This window comes from Parabacteroides leei (assembly GCF_023369805.1).
GTDB classification, from domain to species: Bacteria; Bacteroidota; Bacteroidia; order Bacteroidales; family Tannerellaceae; genus Parabacteroides; species Parabacteroides leei.
On sequence record NZ_JAMBQG010000006.1, the window covers coordinates 104,552 to 127,804 of the forward strand.

A 23,253-nucleotide genomic window follows, 5' to 3' on the forward strand; every position below is an offset into this window, starting at 1 on the left:
TTTAATCCAGTTCTACAACAGTGATACCTGCACCGCCAAACTGAACATGCTCATCGTGGTACTGCCGGACTCCCGGAACCGAATGCAGATAGTCGCGTATCAGTTGTCGCAGGATACCCGTACCCGTGCCGTGCAGGATACGTACCCGTTCTGCTCCGACCTGGATGGCATCGTCAATGAAATAGGTGACAGTTTGCAGTGCTTCATCGCCCCTCATACCTCTAACATCTATCTCTTGCTTAAAGTTCAGTTTTTTCTCGTGCATATGGTCTGTCGTGCCTACACTGACAAAGGTACTTTTTTGAATTTCCTTTTTGATCTGGCCTTTGCTGACCTTTTCCAGTTGTTCGAGTTTCACAGTACTCTTTATCATACCGAATGCCACAACGGCTTGTTTCCCCTGAAGTTCCATAACCGTTCCTGCAGAAACCTGTCCTTTTAAACGGACATTGTCGCCTACTTCGATCACATCGCGGTTGAATGTCTGTTTGGCAGTAGGAGCATTTTGCTTTTGCTTTTTCCGCTCTTTCCGCTCCTGTAGTTTCGCTATTTTGCGTGCAATCTTATCGTCTTCCTCTCCGGTCGATTCGATAGACGCTTTGAATTCTTCCAGAGCTTTACGGGCAAGCTTGGTCTGCTCTTTTTCTGCCTGAGCTTCTTTGATTTCGCGAACTGTATTTTCGATTTTGGCATTTGCTTCGGCCAGTATTCGCTGTGCTTCGGCTTTTGCTTCACGCATGATCTCTTTACGTTGCTTATTTACCTCTTCCAGATCCTTTTCGTAGCGGGACGTGATATCTTCCAGCTTTTTCTCTTGCTGGCGGATATTTTGCCGTTTGCTTTCCCAGTAACGTTTGTCGCGAACGATATCCTGAAGATATTTATCCATATCGATATAATCGGAACCGACTTTGGCTGAAGCATCCGCAATTACATCTTCCGGTAATCCGATCTTTCGTGCAATCTCTACGGCAAATGAACTACCTGGATTTCCGATAGACAGTTTGAACAACGGTTGCATCAGATGACGATCATATAACATGGCTCCGTTTACAATACCTTCGGTATCTTCAGCGAAATGTTTAAGGTTCTGATAGTGGGTAGTGATCACTCCGAAACTATGGTTCCGGTTGAACCGGTCTAACAGGGCTTCGGCAATAGCACCTCCGATCTGTGGTTCTGTGCCGCTACCGAATTCATCGATCAGGATGATCGTCTTTTCATTACAGTTCCTGACGAAATATTTCATATTGGTCAGGTGCGAACTGTATGTACTCAAATCATTCTCGATACTTTGTTCATCACCTATATCAATAAATATGCTGGCAAAAATCCCTGTGCGCGAACTTTCATGTAAAGGAATTAATAACCCGCATTGCAACATATATTGTAGCAAACCTACTGTTTTCAGACAAACCGATTTACCTCCGGCATTCGGGCCGGATATGATCAACATGCGTTTCTTTTCATCGAGTGTGATGTCAAGGGGAATAACCTGCTTGTTCTGTTTCTGAAGCGACAGATACAGGAGAGGATGAACCGCACGTGCCCAATCTACCTGTTGTACGTTTTCCACTACCGGTTTGATTCCTTTCACCTGTTCGGCAAAAATAGCTTTGGCACGGATGAAGTCGATATCTGCCATAAACTCATACGAATACAGGATATCCGGAACCATCGGACGGACTATATTGGTGAAATCCGTCAGTATCTTCATGATTTCACGGCGCTCGTCACCTTCCAGTTCCCTTACACGGTTGTTGGCTTCAACAACTACTTCCGGCTCGATGAAAACCGTCTTACCACTGGCCGATTCGTCATGTACAATTCCTTTTATCTTTCGTTTGAAAGCCGGAGCTACAGGAATCATCAAACGTCCGTCACGCATGGTAGGGGCTACGTCTTTGTCGACTACCCCTTCCGACTGCGCACTTCGTAAGATCGATTGGAGGCTACGGGAAATACCGCTCATCGTAGATGTTATCTCTTTTCTTATCTGTGCCAGTGTAGGAGATGCATTGTCTTTTACTTTCCCGAACTTATCCAGGATAGAGTCTATTTTCCCGATCAGTTGTGGAAAAACGAGTATGTCTCCGGCCAGTGCCGTAAGTGCAGGATAAGCAATTTCCTCATCCTCTACAGGACGGAAGAAACGAACGATATCGTTGATTGTTTGTAAAGAGCGTTTCAGGTCGAACAATTCTTTTTCATCCAGCCAGGTTCCTTCCGGTCGTATCCGCTTCAGCGAATAACGAACATCAAAGAAATAGGCAGCAGGAAATTCCTGTTCTCCATGTAAAATACGGACAAACTCATCGGTTTGTTCCAGACGTTCAATAACGGTTGAATAATCTGCCGAAAAATCCATTTCGGCTACCCGCTCTTGTCCCAGCGGGCTTAAACATTTATCGGAAATTAAACGGCGAACTTTATCGAACCCCGTTTTTTGTTCAAAGTTTTGTGGATATATCACGTTAGTTAATATGCTTTATTTTATCTCCACCGTAATCTCCCTGCGGATAGTAGGGCGGACGATGATTTCCATTTTGTTCTTACCCCTTTTGATGTCGAACGTACAGGCATTGTTTCCTGCCGGATTGACATACGGAGCATAATAATACAGGTAGGAGAAGGCTCCTACATTGCCGGAACTTTGCAAGGCGTCGGCAACCTGAGAGTATTTGAATGTATCCCAGAACATACAACGTTTAAACCCGTTAGCATCCGTAAACTGTGTTTTCGGATCGCGGTATTTCATTGTCTTTGATATGAAGTTCTTATAGCCGGCTGTAAATTCTTCAGCGGAATAATTCATTTTGTTTCCATTGATCTTTTCGATCACATCACGCGGGCGAAGGCCGGAGGCATAAGCCGGTGAATTACGGTCGACATCCGTAACCAGTTCCAGGCGGTCGATATCGTAACTGATACCCGTATAATTATAGGTTTTTTGACTAACCTTATATTGTACGTTGCGGCCATATTTTACATACGGATACTGCATCAGCATTAACGGTGCATGGATGCGGGCGTATTCTTCCAGACGATAGGAGTCTTCCAGTAATTCGTTAGCCTCGCATTCCCAGATGATACGTCCGGGAACAAATGCCTGGTCGATCATACGGAAACCGAACTGCAACAGATATTCTGCTTCTGCTTCCGCAGCGGAATTACCCAGGAACGGGAAAGATTCCATCTTGCTTTGAGTGAAATTATAGCGGTAGATGGGCTCTTTGTTTACCATAATCACATTTGTTCCTTTGAAATTCGGGTTTTTGTCAAAGAAATAAAATGTCTGTATCAGGATATCCGGTTGATCGATATCAAGTACCATCCCTTTTTTTATCAGTTCTTTCTCGATGCATTCGTTGATCGCAGTTTCCAGTTTACGGTTGTTTTCGTCGATCGCAGCAAAAGCAAATGTTTTGAATTTACTGAAATTGACAGAGTCGGGTGTAACTACCGTTTTGAAGGGGCATGTAAAAGTCCGTTCGCCGGTTGTTTCCAGACTATACATCGAGAAGGCAGATGCCAGCTGGTCTTCCATTATTGAGTTGATCTTTTTACAGTCTTTCTTTACCATTACCTGTTTGGTTGGAACGGAAAGATTACTGATCGTGAGAATCACTTCATTTTTACCTGCCGGATTGAATAGTTCAGCAATCTCCTGGGGGGATACTTCCGTTGTGACTACTCCGTCTATCGCTTCTATCACATCACCTTGTTTCACCCCGGCTAACTCTGCAGAAGAATAGGGGATTATTCCCGTTATTACGGGTTTATCTTTCCCCCAGTTTTTACTTTGGCTGATATCATATGTAAATCCTAATCTGCAAATGGATGCATTCCGGTTCTGGGCATAGCCGGTCATAAATACAAACAACAGTAATATGGATAAAATAATTCTCTTCATAATGTCTGAAATTCTATTATTAGTATTAAAATGCCTGTTTAAATCTAAATATACAGGCAAAGGTAAAGATATTTTTGTTGTCTATGAATAGTTGGCAGCATATTTGATGTTATTCCAGTGCATGACAACAGGGATAACTTTATCTATACAGTCCGTATTGGTAGATAAATAACGTTGTATATGGCTGACAATTAGGTAATAATAAAAACAGTAAGATAGTTATGAGCAAGATGAATTTTAACGGAAAGAAAGAAACATCTGAAAAAGATGAGTGTTTGAATCAGGATGATGCGACAAATTTGCAGCACGAACAGGAAAATGCGGCAGAAGAAACTGCACAGACTGACAATGTGACCGAAGAGTTGGATGCGTTGGAGAAGAAGTATAACGAACTGAACGACTCTCACCTGCGCTTGATGGCCGAATTTGACAATTATCGTAAACGCACATTGCGTGAAAAGGCTGATCTGATCAAGAATGGTGCTGAAGCAGCCCTGAAAGGATTGCTCCCTGTTGTCGATGATTTTGAACGTGCATTGCAAAATATCCGTAACTCAGACGATGTTGAAGCTGTAAAGGAAGGAGTAGAACTTATCTATTCGAAATTTATGGCTTATCTGGCCCAGCAGGGTGTAAAAGCCATAGAGGCGGTAGGACAACCTTTCGATACCGAAATGTTTGAAGCTGTGGCTACTATTCCTGCTCCGGAACCTGGCCTGAAAGGAAAAATCCTCGATTGTATCCAGACCGGTTATACTTTAAATGACAGAGTGCTGCGTCACGCTAAAGTAGTAGTAGGAGAATAAGCAACGTGCTAACGGGCAAATAACAACAATACAAAGATGGCTAAAAGAGATTATTATGAAGTACTGGAGGTAGAAAGAACTGCCACAGTAGAAGAAATTAAGAAATCATATCGGAAAAAAGCGATTCAGTTCCACCCTGACAAGAACCCTGGTGACAAGGAAGCAGAGGAGAAATTCAAGGAAGCTGCCGAAGCATATGATGTATTGAGCGATCCTCAGAAACGTCAACGCTACGACCAGTTCGGACATGCCGGAGTAGGAGGTGCTTCTCAGGGAGGTGGCTTTGGTGGAGCCGGAATGTCAATGGAAGATATCTTCTCTCAGTTCGGAGACATCTTTGGTGGACATTTCGGTGGCTTTGGCGGTTTCGGTGGTTTTGGAGGAGGTTCTCGTGGAGGCCGCCGGGTGAACCGTGGATCGGATTTGCGTGTGAAGGTAAAACTGAACCTGAAAGAGATTGCTAACGGAGTTGAAAAGAAGATTAAGGTTAAGAAATATGTTTCTTGTAGCAAATGCCACGGGAGTGGTGCCGAGGATGATCATAGCAGTAAAACCTGTGATACATGCCATGGTAGTGGTGTAGTAACACGTGTTGCCAATACGATCCTGGGGCAGATGCAGACGCAGTCTACTTGTCCGACTTGTGGAGGTGAAGGAAAGATCATCACAAAGAAATGTAGTGAATGTAACGGTGAAGGTATCATGCGTGATGACGACATCATTACAATCAATATTCCGGCCGGTGTTGCGGAAGGAATGCAACTGTCGATGAGTGGTAAAGGAAATGCTGCCCGTCATGGAGGTATAAACGGTGACCTGTTGATCCTGATCGAAGAAGAGCCGCATCCTGAATTGATTCGGGATGAGAACGATTTATTATATAATCTGTTACTCAGCGTACCTCAGGCTGCACTGGGAGGAAATGTTGAAGTGCCGACTATCGATGGTAAGGCGAAGGTGAAAATCGAACCGGGTACACAACCGGGTAAGGTACTTCGTCTGCGGAACAAAGGACTTCCTTCGGTGAACAGTTACGGGACAGGTGACTTGTTGGTCAATGTAAGCGTATATATTCCGGAAACGTTGTCCGCATCAGAAAAAGAAACATTGACGGGGCTGGATAATTCACCGAATTTCCAACCGAATCGTAGCATGAAGGAGAAGATATTCAGCAAATTCAGACATATGTTCGACTAAAAATAGAGAATGCCCCTTTACCTTCCGGTATCGTGGGCATTCTTTTTTTGAACAGAATTTATCAAGTGGGTACTTATACTATCTTGTTTCCTTCAATGCATCTTCCAGGCTGATACCCAGTGCATCGGCAACACCTTTGCCATAGGCCGGATCGGCTTTGTAACAGTTGCGTACGTGACGTTGCTGGATGAACAATTCGGCTCCACCGATCTGACGGGCAGTGTTTTCGAACAGAAGCTGTTGTTCGTCGGCAGGCATCAGGCGGAACAGGTCGCCTGGCTGGCTGTAATAATCGTCATCATATTCACGTTCGTTGTAATTGTAGATATCGCCGTTGGCTTTCAAAGGCGGTTCTTTCTTTTCGGGGGAATCCTGCCATTCGCCGTAGCTGTTCGGTTCATATCCTTTTGTCGAGCCGTAGTTGCCGTCTACGCGCATAGCTCCGTCGCGATGGTAAGCATGGAAAGGACAACGGGGTTTGTTTACAGGTATTTGTTCAGAGTTTACACCCAGGCGATAACGCTGTGCATCACCATAAGAGAACAGACGGCCCTGAAGCATTTTGTCAGGAGAGAAACCGATACCTTCTATCGTATTGATCGGGTTGAAGGCAGCTTGTTCCACATCTGCGAAATAGTTTTCCGGGTTACGGTTCAGTTCGAGAATACCTACGTCATGCAGCGGAAAGTCGCCGTGCGGCCATACCTTTGTCAGGTCGAACGGATTGATACGGTAGTTTTCTGCCTGTTCTTCCGTCATCAGCTGGATCTGGAATTTCCATTTAGGGAAGTCTCCTTTTTCGATGCTTTCAAACAAGTCACGCTGATGCGATTCACGGTCTTTGGCGATGATTGCTTCCGCCTCCTGGTCTGTCAGGTTCTTGATTCCCTGTAATGTTCTCAGGTGGAACTTCACCCAGATACGTTCGTTCTTTGCATTGATAAAGCTATATGTATGGCTACCGAAACCATGCATGTGACGATAAGAATAAGGGATGCCACGCGGGCTCATTGTGATGGTGATCTGGTGTAATGCTTCTGGCAGCAAAGTCCAGAAGTCCCAATTATTATTGGCACTACGCATATTTGTTTTCGGATCTCTCTTAATGGCATGGTTAAGATCGGGGAACTTTAACGGATCGCGCAGGAAAAATACCGGTGTATTGTTTCCGACTAAATCCCAGTTACCTTCTTCTGTATAAAACTTCATGGCAAAACCACGGATATCGCGTTCGGCATCAGCAGCTCCGCGTTCGCCGGCAACGGTAGAGAAACGGACGAAACAGTCTGTCTTTTTACCGACTTCACTAAAGATCACAGCTTTTGTGTATTTAGTGATGTCGTGTGTCACGGTAAAGGTTCCGAATGCTCCGGAACCTTTGGCATGCATGCGTCTTTCGGGAATGACTTCGCGGTCGAAGTGGGCCAGTTTCTCCAAAAACCAAGGATCTTGTAATACCATTTGTCCGCGCGGACCTACTGTCTGTGAATTCTGATTGTCTGCAACGGGGCGACCGTTGGCAGCTGTTAGCTTCTTGTTCTCCATAATTGAATTTTTGTTTGTTGTATATAACGTTGTTTACATGATATCGTTCGACATTAATGTAACCTGTTTTATACAAGTATTGTTTTTAATTTATTGAACAAATATAAAATGTTTTTAAGCAGGTATCAAATAGTAAATATTGATGTGTAAATAGGCGTGGTTTATGAGCCGGAGGAAAAGAATAACGGTTGCCCCGAACAGATCGGGGCAACCGTTACTATTTGAATGAAATATCCTCTTTTTATGTCAGGATTTAATATCCGTTTTAGGTTTGTCGGATTTATCCAGCCATTTTTCCTGTATGGTTTGCATCCATTCGTAGAAGCTTGGGATGAAAGCGGTGGCGAAGATCGTATTGATCGCCATACCGAATACGACGGCTGCACCCAATGAGACACGGCTGGCAGCTCCGGCCCCGGTAGCGAACAGCAACGGCATAACACCCAATACGAAAGCGAACGAGGTCATCAGGATCGGGCGCAGGCGGACGTGTCCGGCTTCGAGGGCCGATTCGCGGATGGAATTACCTGCGGCACGGTAGTCGCGGGCAAACTCGACGATCAGGATACCGTTCTTTGCGGAGAGGGCTATCAATAGGATAATACCGATCTGGGTGTAGACGCTGACAGGCACGCCCATGATGAAGCAACCCAGAATAGCACCCAGTAACGCGATCGGCAATCCCAGGATGGCCGCCAGCGGACTTGTCCAACTTTCGTACTGTGCCGAAAGAACGAGGAAGGCAACCAGTAATGCCATGCCGAAGATCAGGATCGTAGTCGATCCGGCTTTCGTTTCCTGATAGGCGACGGAGGTCCATTCGTAACCGAAGTTATCGCCCAGTTGTTCCTGTATCAGTTCTTCCATGGCCTGTATGGCTTCTCCGGAACTGTATTTCGGGTTGGCGATACAGGTGATGGAGGCGGAAGAATACATATTATACAGGTTGATCTGGTCCAGCCCCAATTGTTGTACGGCTTCTGTAAAGGCGGAGAAAGGAACCATTTTGCCGGCACTATTCTCCAGGCTTAACCGCATGACGTCGTCAATCACTTTCTGGGCCTGTCCGCTGGCTTCGATCTTCACCTGGTAGATACGTCCGAACTCGACAAAGTCATTTACATAGGCGGCTCCCATGTAATAACTCAACGTCGAGAATACATCGCTCAATTGTAATCCCAGCAACTGTACTTTATCACGGTCTATGTTCAGCCTGTATTGAGGTACATTTGCTTGATACATACTGGACAGGTTCAAGAGTTGGGGCTTGGTATGATAGGTTTCCAGCAATGTCTCGATGGCATGCTGCATTTCGGTCGGCCCCAGGTTCTTGCGGTCTTCCAGTTGCAGTTGCAAGCCGCCGGAAGCGCCCAGGCCGGGGATAGCAGGAGGGACCAGGGCAAATATCTGCGCCTCCTGGATGCCATAGGCTTCCCGATTGAAGCGGGTGACGACATCTTGTGCCGTATGGCCTTTCCCTTTCCGCTCATTCCAGTTTTTCAGTACGACGAAATAGGTTCCGGCATTCGATAATTCGCCGCCTCCCATCACGGAGAAACCGCTGATACCCATATAGGTTTTGACTTCCGGATAACTGTCGAGTATCTTGTTGATCTTCCGGCTTACTTCTTGTGTACGGGGCAGACTGGATGCCGGAGGCAACTGGGTTGAAACCAGGAAGTAACCGTCGTCTTCTTCCGGAATGAAGGTAGACGGCCAGCGAATGAACAGAATGGCTGCTGCGGCTGAGACGATCAGGAAGATAACCAGTGTGACGATCTGATGTTTCAGCATGCGATCGACCACGTCGTCGTAAACCTTTTGTGTCTTGCCGTATACTTTATTGAATGCTTTGAACACGAAAAATGTCGGTTCTTTTGTGACTTGCAGGAACAAGGCGCAGAGAGCCGGTGTCAATGTCAGCGAGTTGATGCCGCTCAATACGGTTGCGGCTGCGATGGTCAGGGCGAATTGTTTGTAAAGCTGCCCGGAGATACCGCCTATAAAGGTCGTCGGGATAAATACCGCCAATAAGACCAGTACGACACCTACGATCGGTCCGACAATTTCGCCCATCGCTTTGGTCACTGCTTCGCGTGCCGTATATTTCCCCGTATCCATGTATCGCGACGAGTTCTCGACGACCACGATCGCATCATCTACCACGATGGCAATAGCCAGGATCAACCCGAATAATGTCAGGGTGTTGACCGAGAATCCCAGTGCCCCCATTACAGCCAGTGTTCCTATCAATGAAACAGGGATGGTGAGGCAAGGAATAATCACTGCCCGGAAGTTCTGGAGGAACAGGAAGATAACCAGGACGACCAATGCAGTTGTCTCCAGGAAGGTTACTAATACTTCATCGATGGAGGCGTTTATGACTTCCGTCGTGTCGAGCGTTACGTTATACTCAACGCCTTGCGGCAGGGTGGCGGCTATTTCTTCCATTTTTGCCCGTACGGCTTTGGATACTTCCAGCGAGTTGGAACCCGGTAGCTGGTAGATGGCAATCGCTGCTGCCTGTTGTCCTTTCAACTGGGAGGTCACATTATAAGAAGAACTGCCCAGTTCGATACGGGCAATATCTTTCAGGCGGAGTATTTTTCCGCCTTGTTCGGTCCGCAGGATGATATTTCCGAACTCTTCCGGAGTGGTCAACCGCCCTTTTACCGTCAGGGTATATTGATAAGGATTATTTGCCTGCGCGATCGGTTGTCCGACATAACCGGCGGATACCTGCCTGTTCTGCGTAGAGATGGCCTGAAAAACCATGTCGGGCGTCAGGTTACGGATACGCATCACTTCGGGATCGAGCCAGACACGCATGCTGTAGCTACCGGCTCCCATGACACTGACCGAGCCTACACCCGGCAGGCGGGCCAACTGGTCGGTCAGGTTCAGGCTGGCGTAGTTACTCAGGTAGAGCCCGTCATAGAGGGGATCTTTAGAGGTCAGTGAAAGCATCATTACGATGTTGGACGATTGTTTTTTAGTAGTGATCCCTTGTACGATCACGGCTTCCGGAAGGCTGCTTTGCGCGATGCTGACGCGGTTCTGTACCATGACGGTCGCCATGTCGATATCCGTACCGACTGCAAATGTGATGGTCAGTGAATAGGCGCCTGAGCTGGAGGAATTGGAGCTCATATAGAGCATTCCGTCCACCCCGTTCACCTGTTGTTCGATCGGTAAACCGACAGTTTGTGAAACCGTTTGTGCATCCGCCCCCGGATAAACAGCCGAAACCTGTACGGTAGGCGGCGTGATATCCGGATATTGGGCGATGGGTAATACGTTGAGTGTGACCAATCCCGCTACCACAATGATCAGGGCAAGAACGGTGGCAAAGATCGGCCTGTTTATAAAGAATTTTACCATGACGTTCTTATTTTATAGGGGTAATACTCATTCCGTCTCTAACTTTCAATAAAGCGGTAGTGACGTAACGTTCGTTCGGTCCGATCCCGCTGATGACCTGCCGCAGCGTGTCGTCCACCAGTTGTCCCGGTTCTATATGGCGGTATCGTACGATATTGGAATCATTGACGATATAAAGGTATTTTCCCAGCTGGTCGGTACCGATGGAGGCATCGCGCACCAGGACGGCGTCTTTCTTCTCGCTGTAAGGGAGGGTGATGGTGACGTATAATCCGCTTTTCAGTTCCCCGTCCTTGTTATCGAGATTGGCACGGACATTCAGTGTTCCGGTCGAGAGGTCTACGTTGGGAGAAAGGTAATCCAGTCGGCCTGTGTAGTTTTGCCGTCCGTTATCTCCCAGATGTACGGAGATTGTTTCGGGCAGTTTCACGGTGGAGTCGTTCTGAGCGGCTGTGATCATCATCTTCATAAACTGGTTGTCCTCGATGTTGAAGTTTACATACATCAGGTCGTCTTTATACAAAGTGGCCAGTGTGACAGGTTGGGCCGCTCCGTTTATATAATTACCGATATCGTAACTGGCGCGTGTGATCCGTCCGTCGAACGGGGCGCGGATATAGCAATATCCCAGATTAGTCCGGGCAGTATTCAGTTCGGCTTCCGAATTACGTACGGAGGCTTCCATCTCTGCCACGGTCGATTGGGCCTGCAAGACCTGGATCTGGCTGACGGCCCCGCTTTTAGCTGCTTCTTTCATTCGCTCATAATTGCTCTGGGCATAGTCCAGTTGGGCTTTGGAAGTTTTCAGTGCAGCTTCTGCCTGGGTGACATTATCTTTATAGGTATCCGGTTCGATCACGAAGATGAGGTCTCCTTTCCGGACTTTACTACCTGGTTTGAGATGTGAAGTCTGGAGGTATCCGTTAACGCGGGATACGAGGTTTACCATCAGCTCGGAGCTTAAATAACCCGGATAATCTTTAGTCAATGTAATATCTTTAATCTCCGGTGTTGTTACGCTGATGGACGGGGCTGGCATTTCTGTCGGCTGCTTTTTCCCTTTGCAGGATGCCAGCAGAAGGAGAGACAGGGAGACTAGGGCGATTTTAGTTGTTGTATTCATATTTATAATTATTAGTTTTGTGGATGATCTCTTCATCCCGGCGTTATTGGATAACTGACTTTGTGTTTTGCCATACCTATGGCAGAACTCTGCCAAGCCTGTGGCAAGACTCTGCCAAGCTGATGGCAGGGCTCTGCCATGCCTGTGGCAAAATCATTTGATGCAGGATCTCAATCACTACTCCAGCCTCCGCCGAGCGCCTGATATAGCATTATCAGGTTGAGCAGCGAGGAGCCTTTCGCTTGCGTCAGTTGATTCTCGTAAGAGAGCAGGGAGCGTTGCGCGTCCAGCACGTTCTGGAAAGGCGTCAGTCCCTGTTTATAGAGGTCGAGCGAGAGGTCGAGCGTCTGCTGTCCCTGGTTGACTACTTCGCGGAGGGCGACGATCTGTTTGACCGAGTTCTTATAGGCATTCATTGCATTGTCGACTTCCTGTACGGAGGTGAGCACTGTCTGGTTAAATTGGCGTATCGTCTCATCCAGCTGGGCTTTGGCAAGCCGGGTGGATTGTGCCAGTTTCCCTCCCTGAAAGAAATTCCAGGAGATAGCCGGAGCGATCTCGTAAGTCAGGCTGTTGTGATTGGCAATCTTGTCGATATCATGCGAAGCAAACCCGATCGAACCTTTGACAAAGACCTGAGGCCACCAGTCGGATTTGGATGCTCCCAAAGTGGCAGCCTGTGCATTCACCTGGCGTTCGGCCGAACGGATGTCCGGACGGCGGAGAAGCAGATTGGCAGGGATACCGATGCCGACCGTCTCGATGTAATTGGGTAATGGACGAGGTGTATCCATCAGGTGTTTTACATCTTGGGGATATAATCCCATCAATACGGCTAGCGAATTGGTATATTGGATAATACCTGCTTCCAGTGCCGGTAATGACGCCTTGGTGCTGTAATAGACCGATTGCGCCTGTGCCACATCCAACTTGGAGACAAGTCCGGTTTCGTATCTTTTCTTCGTGATCTCTACGACGGCTTGCTGAGACAGGCAGTTTTGTGTCACTACCTCCATTTCCTGCTGCATCTCCCGCAGATTGATATAAGCCGTAGCCACCTGGGCACAGAGGGAAACCATCACGGCATTATACTCTTCTTTCGACGCTGCAAAGTTTTCTTTTTGTGCTTTCACCCGGTTACGGATACTGCCGAATACATCCAGTTCCCAGCTCATGGAGAGTGCAGCATCGGCATATTGGCTCGTTGTCTGTGGCAGGCTACCGGTGTTGCCGCTGGTCTGCTGTCGGTTCCATCCGGCAGAAAGTCCGAGGGTAGGTGCGTAGCTACCTTGCTGTATACGAAGATTGGCTTTCGCCATAGCGATACGATCGGCCGCCATTTGCACAGAATAGTTCTGTTTCACGGCTACGTCGATCAGGGAGTCCAATACCGGATCATTAAAGTTTCTCCACCAGTTATCTTCAACGGGGAGAGTCTGTTGGAAATTACTGTCGTTTTCCTGCCACGCTTCCGGCAATGCGTGATCGAGGTACTTATGCTCCGTCTGTGCCACTAGCGTCATTGGGAAAAAAAGACAGAGCATAGCATAACACCATGTACTTATGTGCATAATTTTTTGTTTAGATTTAATTCATAACAGCAAAAGGAACGGATTGGTTTTAAATGAAATGGGTTATCTTTGCCGACAAAGTGAAATTAACAGGAAGGAAATATGGCCAAAAATAAGAAGGAAGAGTATAAAGAAAAGAATATTCAATTCCTGACGGAGATTGCTTTGCAGGAAGGCGTTGTAAAGTTACCGGGAGGTGTGTTATATAAAGTGGTGGAGCAGGGGACAGGTTCTGTTTCTCCACAATTGAGCAGTGTCGTTTCCGTCCATTACCGCGGTACGTTGATCGATGGTCGTGAGTTCGATAACTCCCGGCAGCGCAACTGCCCTGAGGCGTTTCGCCTGAATCAGGTGATAGAAGGATGGCAACAGGCTCTTCAACAAATGCATGTGGGAGATAAGTGGATCATATATATTCCCTATACATTGGGATATGGCAATCGTCCGTCCGGTCCGATCCCTGCTTTTTCAACATTGATCTTCGAGGTGGAATTGCTGGGTATATCTTAGTTGCCGCCGTAACAGCTACGGCGGTAACAAGAATTCATCGATCTATCATTTCAGATAGTTGTTGAAGAATATTTCTATCTTGTCGAAAGGGATTATATCCATACGGTCGTATAAATCTACATGACTCGCTCCGGGGATAATCATTAGTTCTTTGTTGTCGCCCTGTAACTTTTTGAATGCATCCTCGCTGAAATAGCGGGAGTGGGCTTTCTCTCCATGCATTACAAGAACGGCGCTGCGGATCTCATCGCTGTATGAAAGCAGCGGCATGTTGATGAATGGCAAAGCCGATGTTTTGTTCCAGCCATTATTCGAGTTGAGTGAGCGGGGATGATAACCGCGTTCGGTCTTGTAGTAGTCGTAGTAGTCCTTCACAAACTGCGGAGCATCGGCGGGTAGCGGATCGATTACACCACCGGCAAGCGCATACGTACCGTTCTTTGCATCCTCTGTCCGCTGAGCGTTGAGTTGTTTGCGGAGTTCGTAACGGGCGTCGGCATCCATCGAGTCGAAATAACCGTTGGCATTGACGCGACTCATGTCGTACATCGTCGAAGTTACCGTTGCTTTGATGCGGGTATCGATAGCCGCCGCATTGAGGGCTAAGCCACCCCAGCCACAGATCCCGAGGATACCGATACGTTCGGGATCAACGTCGTCGCGTGTCGAGAGGTAATCGACTGCTGCACTGAAATCCTCTGTATTGATGTCGGGAGAAGCTACATATCGGGGTTCGCCTCCACTTTCGCCTGTATATGAAGGGTCGAAAGCGATGGTCAGGAATCCGCGCTCGGCAAGCGTCTGTGCATAAAGACCCGACGACTGTTCCTTTACTGCGCCGAACGGGCCTGAGACAGCGATGGCAGCTAGTTTGCCGATTGCATTTTTCGGTACATACAAATCTGCTGTAAGCGTGATGCCGTAGCGGTTGCGGAAAGATACTTTACTGTGATTTACTTTGTTGCTTTGTGGGAATACTTTGTCCCATACCTGCGTTAAATTCTGATTTTCGTCCATCGTTATATCTGTATTAAAATTGTTACTTGCTGTTTCGGATGCATCCATCGTTGCAACAATACAAAAGCATGCGACCATTGCTATGCGTAGTTTCCTGAATGAATTTCTTGCCATACTTTTAATGTTTAATTGTGTAAAGTAATTCTTTATAAGTTTCATGTTACAAAATTAAAGGATTAAAGCAAGCGGCTTTGTACCAAAATCAATGATAGATTTACCTGATTTACGGATTTATTACATCTAGTGAATACAGACAGGTGAACAGGTGGAGAATAGTAGTAGAAAAGGAGTAAATACCTGTAAAAAGAAAAAGTACGGAGTAAATGTCTTACCCCGTACTTTCTTATGTTTTAGTAAAATAGAAACCTATTGTTACTATTATTTATTCTCCTTTCTCAATCTGCTCCTGTACGATAGCATCTACAACTGCAACCGTTGTCAGGTTGACGATGTCGCGTGTAGAGCTTTCTACATCGGTGAAGTGGATCGGTTTGTTCAGACCCATCTGGATCGGGCCGATCGTTTCGGTGATGCCCAGTGTATCCAATAATTTGTAAGCACCGTTGGCAGAACTTAAGTTGGGGAATACCAAAACGTTTACGTCTTTTCCTTTCAGCTTATTGAAGGGATACATATCGTCACGCAGCTTTTTATCGAGAGCGAAGTTAACCTGCATTTCTCCGTCGATCATGATCTCCGGATGGTTTTTGTGCAGATAATCGATCGCATCGTGTACTTTCTGCGGGCTACCTTGCTTATCTGAGCCGAAGTTGGAGTAAGACAACATGGCCATTACCGGATCGTGTGCAAAGAACTTAACTGCATCATGTGTAAGACGGGCGATGTCGATCAATACTTCGGTGGAAGGATGGCGGTTGATCAATGTGTCGGATATAAAGAAAGTACCTTTCTTGCAAGTCATAATGTTCATAGCTCCGAAATGCTTGTACGACGGACGGATACCGATAATCTCTTCTGCAAGTTTAGTCACTTCCGAATAGCGGCTGTAAACACCGGTTACAAATGCATCAGCATCACCGGTTGCCACCATCATCATACCGAATGCGTTACGGCCGACCATCTTTTCGCGTGCTTCGGAGAAAGTGACGCCTTCGCGTGCTCTTTTTTCCGATAGGATGCGTGCATAACGGTCGCGGCGTTCTTCTTCGCGGTCGTGACGTAAGTTTACGATCTCGATACCTTCCAGACTCAGGTTCTCTTCTGCCGCAATCTTAGCCAGACGTTCTTCGTTGCCTAGGAGGATCGGGTAGCAGATACCTTCGGCTTTTGCCTCTACGGCAGCTTTCAACATATTGACATGGTTGGCCTCGGCGAATACCACACGTTTCGGATTGGCTTTGGCCATATCGGTAAAAGAACGAAGCATCTTGTTATCGTATCCCATCATTTCACGCAGATGGTTGGCATAGCCATCCCAGTCGGTGATTGTTTTGCGGGATACCCCCGATTCGATAGCGGCTTTGGCCACGGCTACTGATACACGTGTCAATAAACGGGGATCGAGCGGCTTCGGCAGGATATAATCGCGTCCGAAAGAGGTCCGTTTCAGTTTGTAAGCTGCATTGACAACATCGGGAACCGGCTCTTTCGCCAATTCGGCAATAGCGTGAACAGCAGCCAGCTTCATCTCTTCATTGATCGCTTTGGCATGTACATCCAATGCTCCACGGAAGATATACGGGAATCCAAGTACGTTATTGATCTGGTTCGGATAATCGGAACGTCCGGTTGCAAAGATGATATCCTTGCGGGAGGCCATTGCGTCGGCATAGGAAATTTCCGGATTCGGATTAGCCAAAGCGAATACGATCGGATTTTCATTCATGCTGCGAACCATGTCCTGAGTCAATACATCGGCAACAGACAATCCAAGGAAAACATCGCAACCGGCAACTGCTTCCTGTAATGTTTTGATGTCCCGGTCGGTTGCAAATTCCTTTTTGGCTGCATTCAGGTCGGTACGATGGGTAGAAATAACCCCTTTACTGTCGCACATGACGATGTTCTCTTTACGGGCTCCTAACAATACATATAATTTTGTACAGGAGATCGAGGCAGCTCCGGCACCGTTGACAACGATCTTTACTTCTTCGATTTTCTTTCCTGTCAGTTCCAGTGCATTCAACAGGCCGGCAGCTGAAATGATGGCGGTACCATGCTGGTCGTCATGCATTACCGGAATATCCAGTTCAGCTTTCAGGCGGGTTTCGATCTCGAAACATTCGGGTGCTTTGATATCTTCCAGGTTGATTCCTCCGAATGTGGGGGCAATAGCTTTCACGGTCTGAATGAATTTCTCCGGATCTTTTTCGTTCACTTCAATATCGAATACATCGATTCCTGCGAAGATCTTAAACAGTAATCCTTTTCCTTCCATAACCGGTTTGCCGGCAAGCGGACCGATATCACCTAAACCTAAAACGGCTGTGCCGTTGGATATTACAGCAACTAAATTCCCTTTTGACGTATATTTATAAGCATCAAGCGGATTCTTTTCTATTTCCAGACAGGGTTCGGCTACTCCGGGAGAGTAGGCGAGCGACAAATCAGTTTGTGTACTATAGGGTTTTGTCGGTATTACTTCAATCTTTCCGGGTTTACCTTCCGAATGATACCGTAGTGCATCTTCTTTTGTAATCTTTGCCATAGACTTATGATATTAGTATATTTAATACATGTTTTGAAAACGACTACAAAAGTAACAAATTATTAGATATCTGGTACTGATTGCTTACAATTAGTTGGTGTTAAATTCGTATAATCTTGCACTCACAAAACAAAAACTTTGACTAATACATCAAGTAAACTACTGATGAATCGTTCCGGAATGGAGGAGATCGGTATTCTCTCGTCTTCGGGTAGCTCGATCGTGTCTGGGTCGGCCCCTTCTTTGTAAGGAGAGAACGATAACTCTTTTATAGTGCAGGTATTTTCTTCATATTCGAAAGGAAGCCGTGCGGCGATATCCAACGACTTGTCTATGATATAAAGAGTTTGTTCCTCTATCCGGGAAATCAGATCTCTCGATTCAAATTCGTATATACTACTCAGTCGAACCGTTCTTCCGGCATAACGGGAGATTTCGTTACCTTGTTTTTCCGAATCACTTAAACGATGAACCGGAGTTGCTAGTTGAGGCAATAAAGGTTCGATCCTATTATCATGCAGTTGCTTTTCCCATTGGCTTGTCAGGTGGTCGTCCAACTCTACCGGGTGAACGAGCGAAACAACGGCATTTGCAGGAAGGATAAATTCTTTTTGATCTGCCGTTATCAGGCTTCCGTCTTCCAGATAGCGGAAAGATTCCTGTAACCGGCCTTCTTTATATATACCCCAGATCAGGCCGTTTGTTATATAACGGAATATCGGATTTTCGACAAAAATGGTTTGCCATATCTCGGCAGGCCAGGTTCGTCCGTTTTTCAGCACTTGTTCGAGCCGTCTCCTTTGGACGGTTGTTTGTGTCTTGACCTGTTTCTTCAGACCGGCCATTTCCTCTTTTGCTTTTTCTGCTTTTTCCTTATCGTCATGTTTCAAGGGAGCAGGGAGGGATTTACTGGTTTTTTGTTTGGTGGCGTCGAAGACGGATATCGAAAAGTCCGGCAATAGTGTCAGGCGTAAGATACGGTGACCGTAATCGATCTCTTTTTCTCCGAGGCGATTGAGACCGAATGTTGGAATGAGCCGGTCTGCCAGTTCGTCGATTGTAAGACCCCGGTGAATTGCGACCTGTTGGAATGCTTTCAGGGCTTCACGTCTGTATTTTCCCTCCGGCATCAGTTCGATCCATTCATCGAGAATTCTCAGTGCAGGGGGCGTAGCCTTCAACCCTAACAGGCCAAGCGTATAGCTGACAAGACCTTTGCGGCCTTTCTTCAGCCAACTCTTTAATAAGGTATGTAAGCGTTCGAGTTGTTGTTCGCTACCATAGAAACAATAAGGAGCCAGAATACCTTTCCTGTTGGCCTCTGCACCATCATCCAGCCAGAACTGTAAGAGTTGCTCCAGTGAGGCATACCATTCCGGCTGATTGAAAAACGGAACGATCGAGTCGCAGTCTTTTAACCGGATAGCCTGGGGGAATGCCATATATTCACTTAATATGTAGCGGACAACCGGGCGTGGCACAAAATCGGAACCGTCTGACCACGGGATCATCGTGTAGGGCTTTAACGGCAACCAGGCTATCTGCATGGTACGGTAAAGCTCAATGTGTTTGCTGCAGTAATCGATAATTTCCTTTTTGTTCTTGAATTTGATTTTAGCTTTGGCATGCGTATTATCCCAGAACCTGAACAGTTGTTTGGCCCAGTTCTGGGCTTCTTCGCTAAGTTTCGGAAATTTTTGTTCTATCGATTCACGGGTCTTTTTCTCTTTGGTACTTATGACTCTCTCAATGTATCTCCGAATTAGTTTGGAGTCTTCAGTGAGCAGGTTCAGTAACGGTTCGTAGTCCGTCAGATTGCAATCGGAATAAATCTTATTTATCCAGATCTGTTTTTTCTTTTGGGATATATCACTCCCCAGAAAGTCATATGCTACTTTTTTGTGTTTACGGATCAATTCGTCTAACGGCATCTCCTGAAGAGATTCAATCAGACTGATATTGGAAGTGCTATGAGCTTCGCAATAGGTATCGAACAACATATAAAGAGATTCATGCTTTTTACTCAAATATTCTTTAGGGGTGCTACCCGGCTTTTCTCTTTTCGTCATACTATTTCTATTTGTAAATCATCCTGTTATTATGGATAAGAACAAAAGTATAAAAATTATTTGTAACTTTGCGCCTTCTTAAAAGAATATGGGTGTGAAAGAAAGGATGGGTAAATATATGAAATGGCTGCTACCGGTGATCTTCATTGCGTATTATAGCAGTATTACTTTATTTATCCATGTCCATATAGAGAACGGTACCACAATTGTCCATTCGCACCCTTTTGGAAAGGTGAGTGGCGGTGTTTGCCATCATCATGCATCCTTATCTGAAATACAATTATTTCACATACTGACTACCATCAGTGTGGAAGATGGTGCAGTTCATGCTTATCATCTTGATTTCCATGCATTACAAATTGCCGAAATAGTAGAAATGCCGGTCTGTCCGGATTGTCTGGTCCCTGTTAAGGGGAAGATTTTTCTCCGTGCCCCTCCTGTTGTCTGATAAAATATAAAGCATCGGGTACTTTCAATCAGAAGATGCCCGACCGCAGATTAGTACATTAATATATTTATCAGAACAAATTGCAATGAATAAGATTTTTATACTTATACTATGCCTGTGCTGTGTCGTTACATCAGCATGGGGAGATGATACTCCTGCCCTGAACCCTTCGGATGCCAATATCGTAGGGCATATACTGGATAAAGAAACAGGAGAACATTTAGCCTTTATCACTGTCTTTCTAAAAGGTACGACTATTGGTACGACGACCGATGCTACCGGACATTATTATTTGAAGAACCTGCCTGAAGGAAAGTTCACATTGGTAATGAAAACCTTGGGATATAAAACTGTAGAGAAACCGGTTACCTTGAAGAAAGGTAAAACACTGGAAGTAAATCTCGAAGTGGAAGAGGATGCCGTCTCTTTGGATGGTGTCGTTGTCTCTGCCAACCGGAATGAGACGACCCGCAGGTTGGCTCCTTCTCTGGTGAATGTGCTGGATTCGAAAACATTCGAGACAACACATGCGACTTCTCTGGCGGACGGTCTGAATTTCCAACCCGGTGTGCGTGTGGAAAACAACTGTCAGAACTGCGGTTTCCAGCAGGTGCGTATCAATGGTCTGGAAGGTCCTTATACGCAGATACTGGTAGACAGCCGTCCTATCTTTAGTGCGTTGACTGGTGTATATGGTCTGGAACAGATCCCGGCTAATATGATCGAACGTGTGGAGATCATGCGTGGAGGGGGATCGGCTCTGTTCGGTTCTTCTGCTATTGCCGGAACAATCAATATTATCACTAAGGAACCGTTGAGAAATTCGGCACAGATCGCCCATTCGTTGACAATGATTGGTGGCGACCGTCCGGATAACAATACGACGATAAATGCTTCGCTGGTTACGGACGACCATAAAGCCGGTATCTATATGTTCGGGCAGAACCGTTATCGTGGTGCTTATGACCATGATGGCGACGGATATACCGAACTCGGAAAACTGAATGCCCGTACACTTGGCTTTCGTTCCTATCTGAAAACAAGTACCTATTCGAAGCTGACTTTCGAGTACCATAACATCAACGAATACCGTCGTGGCGGTGACCTGTTGGATTTACCTCCTCATGAAGCGAATATCGCTGAGCAGACGGAACACAATATTAATGGTGGCGGCTTGAAGTTCGACTTGTTTTCGAAAGATTACAAACATCGCCTGAATGTGTATACTTCGGCCCAGCATACAAAGAGAAACAGTTATTATGGTGCCGGAAAGAACCCGAATGCGTATGGCAGCACAACGGATATGACTTTTGTGGGTGGTGCGCAATATTCATATGAGTGGGAAAAATGTCTTTTTATGCCAGCCGAGTTTACCGGTGGAGCCGAGTATAACTATGATGATTTGCAGGACAAGATGTTGGGCTATCATCGTACGATCGAACAGACGGTACATATCGGTAGTGTCTTCCTGCAGAACGAATGGAAGAATGAAAAATGGAGTTTTCTTGTCGGTGCGCGTATGGACAAACATAACCTGATCGACCATGCGATATTCAGTCCGCGTGCTAATGTCCGTTTTAACCCGACCAGCGATATAAACCTGCGTATGTCTTATTCAAGTGGTTTCCGTGCTCCTCAGGCATTTGATGAAGATTTACATATCACGGCTGTTGGTGGTGATGTGGCAATCATACAGATATCCCCGGATCTGAAAGAAGAAAATTCGCAGAGTGTTAGTGTGTCTGCTGACTTTTACCGTCGCTTCGGTCCGGTGCAGACAAACTTCCTTGTTGAAGGTTTTTACACAGACTTGCGGAATGTTTTTATTCTGGAAGAAATAGGACGTGATGACGATAACAACCTGTTGATGGAACGCCGTAATGGTAAAGGTGCCCGCGTGATGGGTATTAACCTGGAGGCAAAGGCTGTATATTCCTGGATGCAGATACAGGCGGGTGCAACCGTTCAGCGTAGTCGTTATAAAGAGCCGGAAACATGGAGTGAAAATGAAAATATAGCTCCTCAGAAGAAGATGTTCCGTTCACCGGATGTGTACGGTTATTTCACTTCTTCATTTACTCCGGTAAAGCGTCTGACTGCTTCGTTGACGGGTACTTATACCGGTAGTATGCTGGTTCAACACCTGGCTGGTTATATACCGGAGGATAAGGAAGAAAAGACAAAGGATTTCTTTGACCTGAATGTGAAGGTGGCTTATGATTTCCCTCTTTACAAATCGGTTACTTTACAGGTAAATGCCGGTGTTCAGAATATATTTAACTCTTATCAGGATGACTTTGATAAGGGGCCGGAGCGGGATGCGGGATATATTTATGGCCCGGGTATTCCGCGTAGTTATTTCATCGGTTGTAAGATTAGTTACTAAAATTATCATATTGGTATGTATAAAAGCCCGGTAGAAGTTTCTTGCTTTTGCCGGGCTTTATGTTTACTTTCGCAGGAATAATAAATGAAATCTGATATAATATGAAATTAAGTGATCCCAAGGATTGTTTGTATTGCGCGAACAATCAGACTTTGAACAATCTGATGATTGAAATTGCTCCGTTATCGGTATCCCGGCTTTTCCTTTTCAAGGAACAAACCTATTATGGCCGTTGCCTGGTTGCATACAAAGATCATGTACATGACCTGAATATGTTGAGCGATGAGGAACGGAATGCGTTTATGGCGGATGTGGTAAGGGTGACACGTGCCATGCAGAAGGTCTTTAACCCGCAGAAGATAAACTATGGTGCCTACTCGGACAAACTTTCACATCTCCATTTCCATCTGGCTCCCAAATATGAGGATGGTCCCGACTTTGGCGGTACATTTACAATGAACCCTCAAAAAGTTTATTTGTCGGATCAGGAGTATGAAGAGATGATTGCTAAACTAAAAGAGGCAATTGGAGGTTGAGGTCGCACGGCAATTATACTTGGTGAAGCGTAACCTTACGGAGTGGACAATGTCCACTCCGGCATAATTGTGGCGATATCCAT

The 23,253-nt window shown here is 46.1% G+C and carries 15 protein-coding genes; 6 read left to right on the top strand and 9 right to left on the bottom strand.

Features of this window, described 5'->3' with window-relative positions; all coding sequences use genetic code 11:
- Position 1: 1 nt before the first annotated feature.
- Both M1P97_RS10715 and M1P97_RS10720 read right to left on the bottom strand, forming a co-directional pair.
- The gene (locus tag M1P97_RS10715) at positions 2-2,473 is read right to left on the bottom strand and encodes an endonuclease MutS2 (RefSeq protein WP_249389066.1); all 2,472 of its coding nucleotides are present in this window, start codon (positions 2,471-2,473) and stop codon (positions 2-4) included.
- A 15-nt stretch (positions 2,474-2,488) separates the two neighbouring features.
- Complete coding sequence (locus tag M1P97_RS10720) at positions 2,489-3,913, bottom strand: PDZ domain-containing protein (RefSeq protein WP_195371773.1); 1,425 nt, start codon at positions 3,911-3,913, stop codon at positions 2,489-2,491.
- A 221-nt stretch (positions 3,914-4,134) separates the two neighbouring features.
- Between M1P97_RS10720 and M1P97_RS10725 the strand changes: the two genes are divergently transcribed.
- Complete coding sequence (locus M1P97_RS10725) at positions 4,135-4,719, top strand: nucleotide exchange factor GrpE (RefSeq protein ID WP_249389067.1); 585 nt, start codon at positions 4,135-4,137, stop codon at positions 4,717-4,719.
- Positions 4,720-4,755: 36 nt separating this feature from the next.
- Entirely contained in the window at positions 4,756-5,916 is a 1,161-nt protein-coding gene (gene dnaJ / locus M1P97_RS10730) for a molecular chaperone DnaJ (RefSeq protein ID WP_195371771.1), read from the top strand.
- Between the two features lie 78 nt (positions 5,917-5,994).
- On the opposite strand, the gene M1P97_RS10735 is transcribed toward dnaJ, so the two are convergent.
- The 4 genes from M1P97_RS10735 to M1P97_RS10750 form a co-directional block, all read right to left on the bottom strand.
- Positions 5,995-7,461 carry a catalase gene (locus M1P97_RS10735; protein ID WP_195371770.1) on the bottom strand — a complete coding sequence of 489 codons (1,467 nt, stop codon included), beginning with the start codon at positions 7,459-7,461 and terminating at the stop codon, positions 5,995-5,997.
- A 246-nt stretch (positions 7,462-7,707) separates the two neighbouring features.
- Positions 7,708-10,842, bottom strand: coding sequence for an efflux RND transporter permease subunit (locus tag M1P97_RS10740; protein WP_249389068.1), 3,135 nt, complete (start codon positions 10,840-10,842; stop codon positions 7,708-7,710).
- A gap of 7 nt (positions 10,843-10,849) precedes the next feature.
- On the bottom strand, positions 10,850-11,965 hold the full coding sequence (locus M1P97_RS10745) for an efflux RND transporter periplasmic adaptor subunit (protein ID WP_195371768.1): 1,116 nt from the start codon (positions 11,963-11,965) through the stop codon (positions 10,850-10,852).
- 170 nt (positions 11,966-12,135) lie between these two features.
- Positions 12,136-13,536, bottom strand: a complete 1,401-nt coding sequence (locus M1P97_RS10750) for an efflux transporter outer membrane subunit (protein WP_195371767.1) — start codon at positions 13,534-13,536, stop codon at positions 12,136-12,138.
- Positions 13,537-13,638: 102 nt separating this feature from the next.
- Here M1P97_RS10750 and M1P97_RS10755 point away from each other — a divergent pair, with 102 nt between their 5' ends.
- The gene (locus M1P97_RS10755) at positions 13,639-14,046 is read left to right on the top strand and encodes an FKBP-type peptidyl-prolyl cis-trans isomerase (protein WP_195371766.1); all 408 of its coding nucleotides are present in this window, start codon (positions 13,639-13,641) and stop codon (positions 14,044-14,046) included.
- A gap of 45 nt (positions 14,047-14,091) precedes the next feature.
- On the opposite strand, the gene M1P97_RS10760 is transcribed toward M1P97_RS10755, so the two are convergent.
- The 3 genes from M1P97_RS10760 to M1P97_RS10770 all read right to left on the bottom strand — a co-directional run bounded on the left by M1P97_RS10760 (position 14,092) and on the right by M1P97_RS10770 (position 19,800).
- A complete protein-coding gene (locus tag M1P97_RS10760) occupies positions 14,092-15,141 on the bottom strand; it encodes an alpha/beta hydrolase (RefSeq protein ID WP_394803904.1) in 1,050 nt (349 codons plus the stop codon).
- Between the two features lie 304 nt (positions 15,142-15,445).
- On the bottom strand, positions 15,446-17,731 hold the full coding sequence (locus M1P97_RS10765; protein ID WP_195371764.1) for an NADP-dependent malic enzyme: 2,286 nt from the start codon (positions 17,729-17,731) through the stop codon (positions 15,446-15,448).
- Between the two features lie 122 nt (positions 17,732-17,853).
- Entirely contained in the window at positions 17,854-19,800 is a 1,947-nt protein-coding gene (locus M1P97_RS10770; RefSeq protein ID WP_249389069.1) for a DUF4132 domain-containing protein, read from the bottom strand.
- A 94-nt stretch (positions 19,801-19,894) separates the two neighbouring features.
- Between M1P97_RS10770 and M1P97_RS10775 the strand changes: the two genes are divergently transcribed.
- The 3 genes from M1P97_RS10775 to M1P97_RS10785 all read left to right on the top strand — a co-directional run bounded on the left by M1P97_RS10775 (position 19,895) and on the right by M1P97_RS10785 (position 23,170).
- Positions 19,895-20,248 (top strand): hypothetical protein, encoded by a 354-nt coding sequence (locus M1P97_RS10775; protein ID WP_195371796.1) that lies wholly within the window; start codon positions 19,895-19,897, stop codon positions 20,246-20,248.
- A gap of 85 nt (positions 20,249-20,333) precedes the next feature.
- Positions 20,334-22,634 carry a TonB-dependent receptor gene (locus M1P97_RS10780; protein ID WP_195371763.1) on the top strand — a complete coding sequence of 767 codons (2,301 nt, stop codon included), beginning with the start codon at positions 20,334-20,336 and terminating at the stop codon, positions 22,632-22,634.
- 101 nt (positions 22,635-22,735) lie between these two features.
- On the top strand, positions 22,736-23,170 hold the full coding sequence (locus M1P97_RS10785; RefSeq protein WP_249389070.1) for an HIT family protein: 435 nt from the start codon (positions 22,736-22,738) through the stop codon (positions 23,168-23,170).
- Positions 23,171-23,253 lie beyond the last annotated feature (83 nt).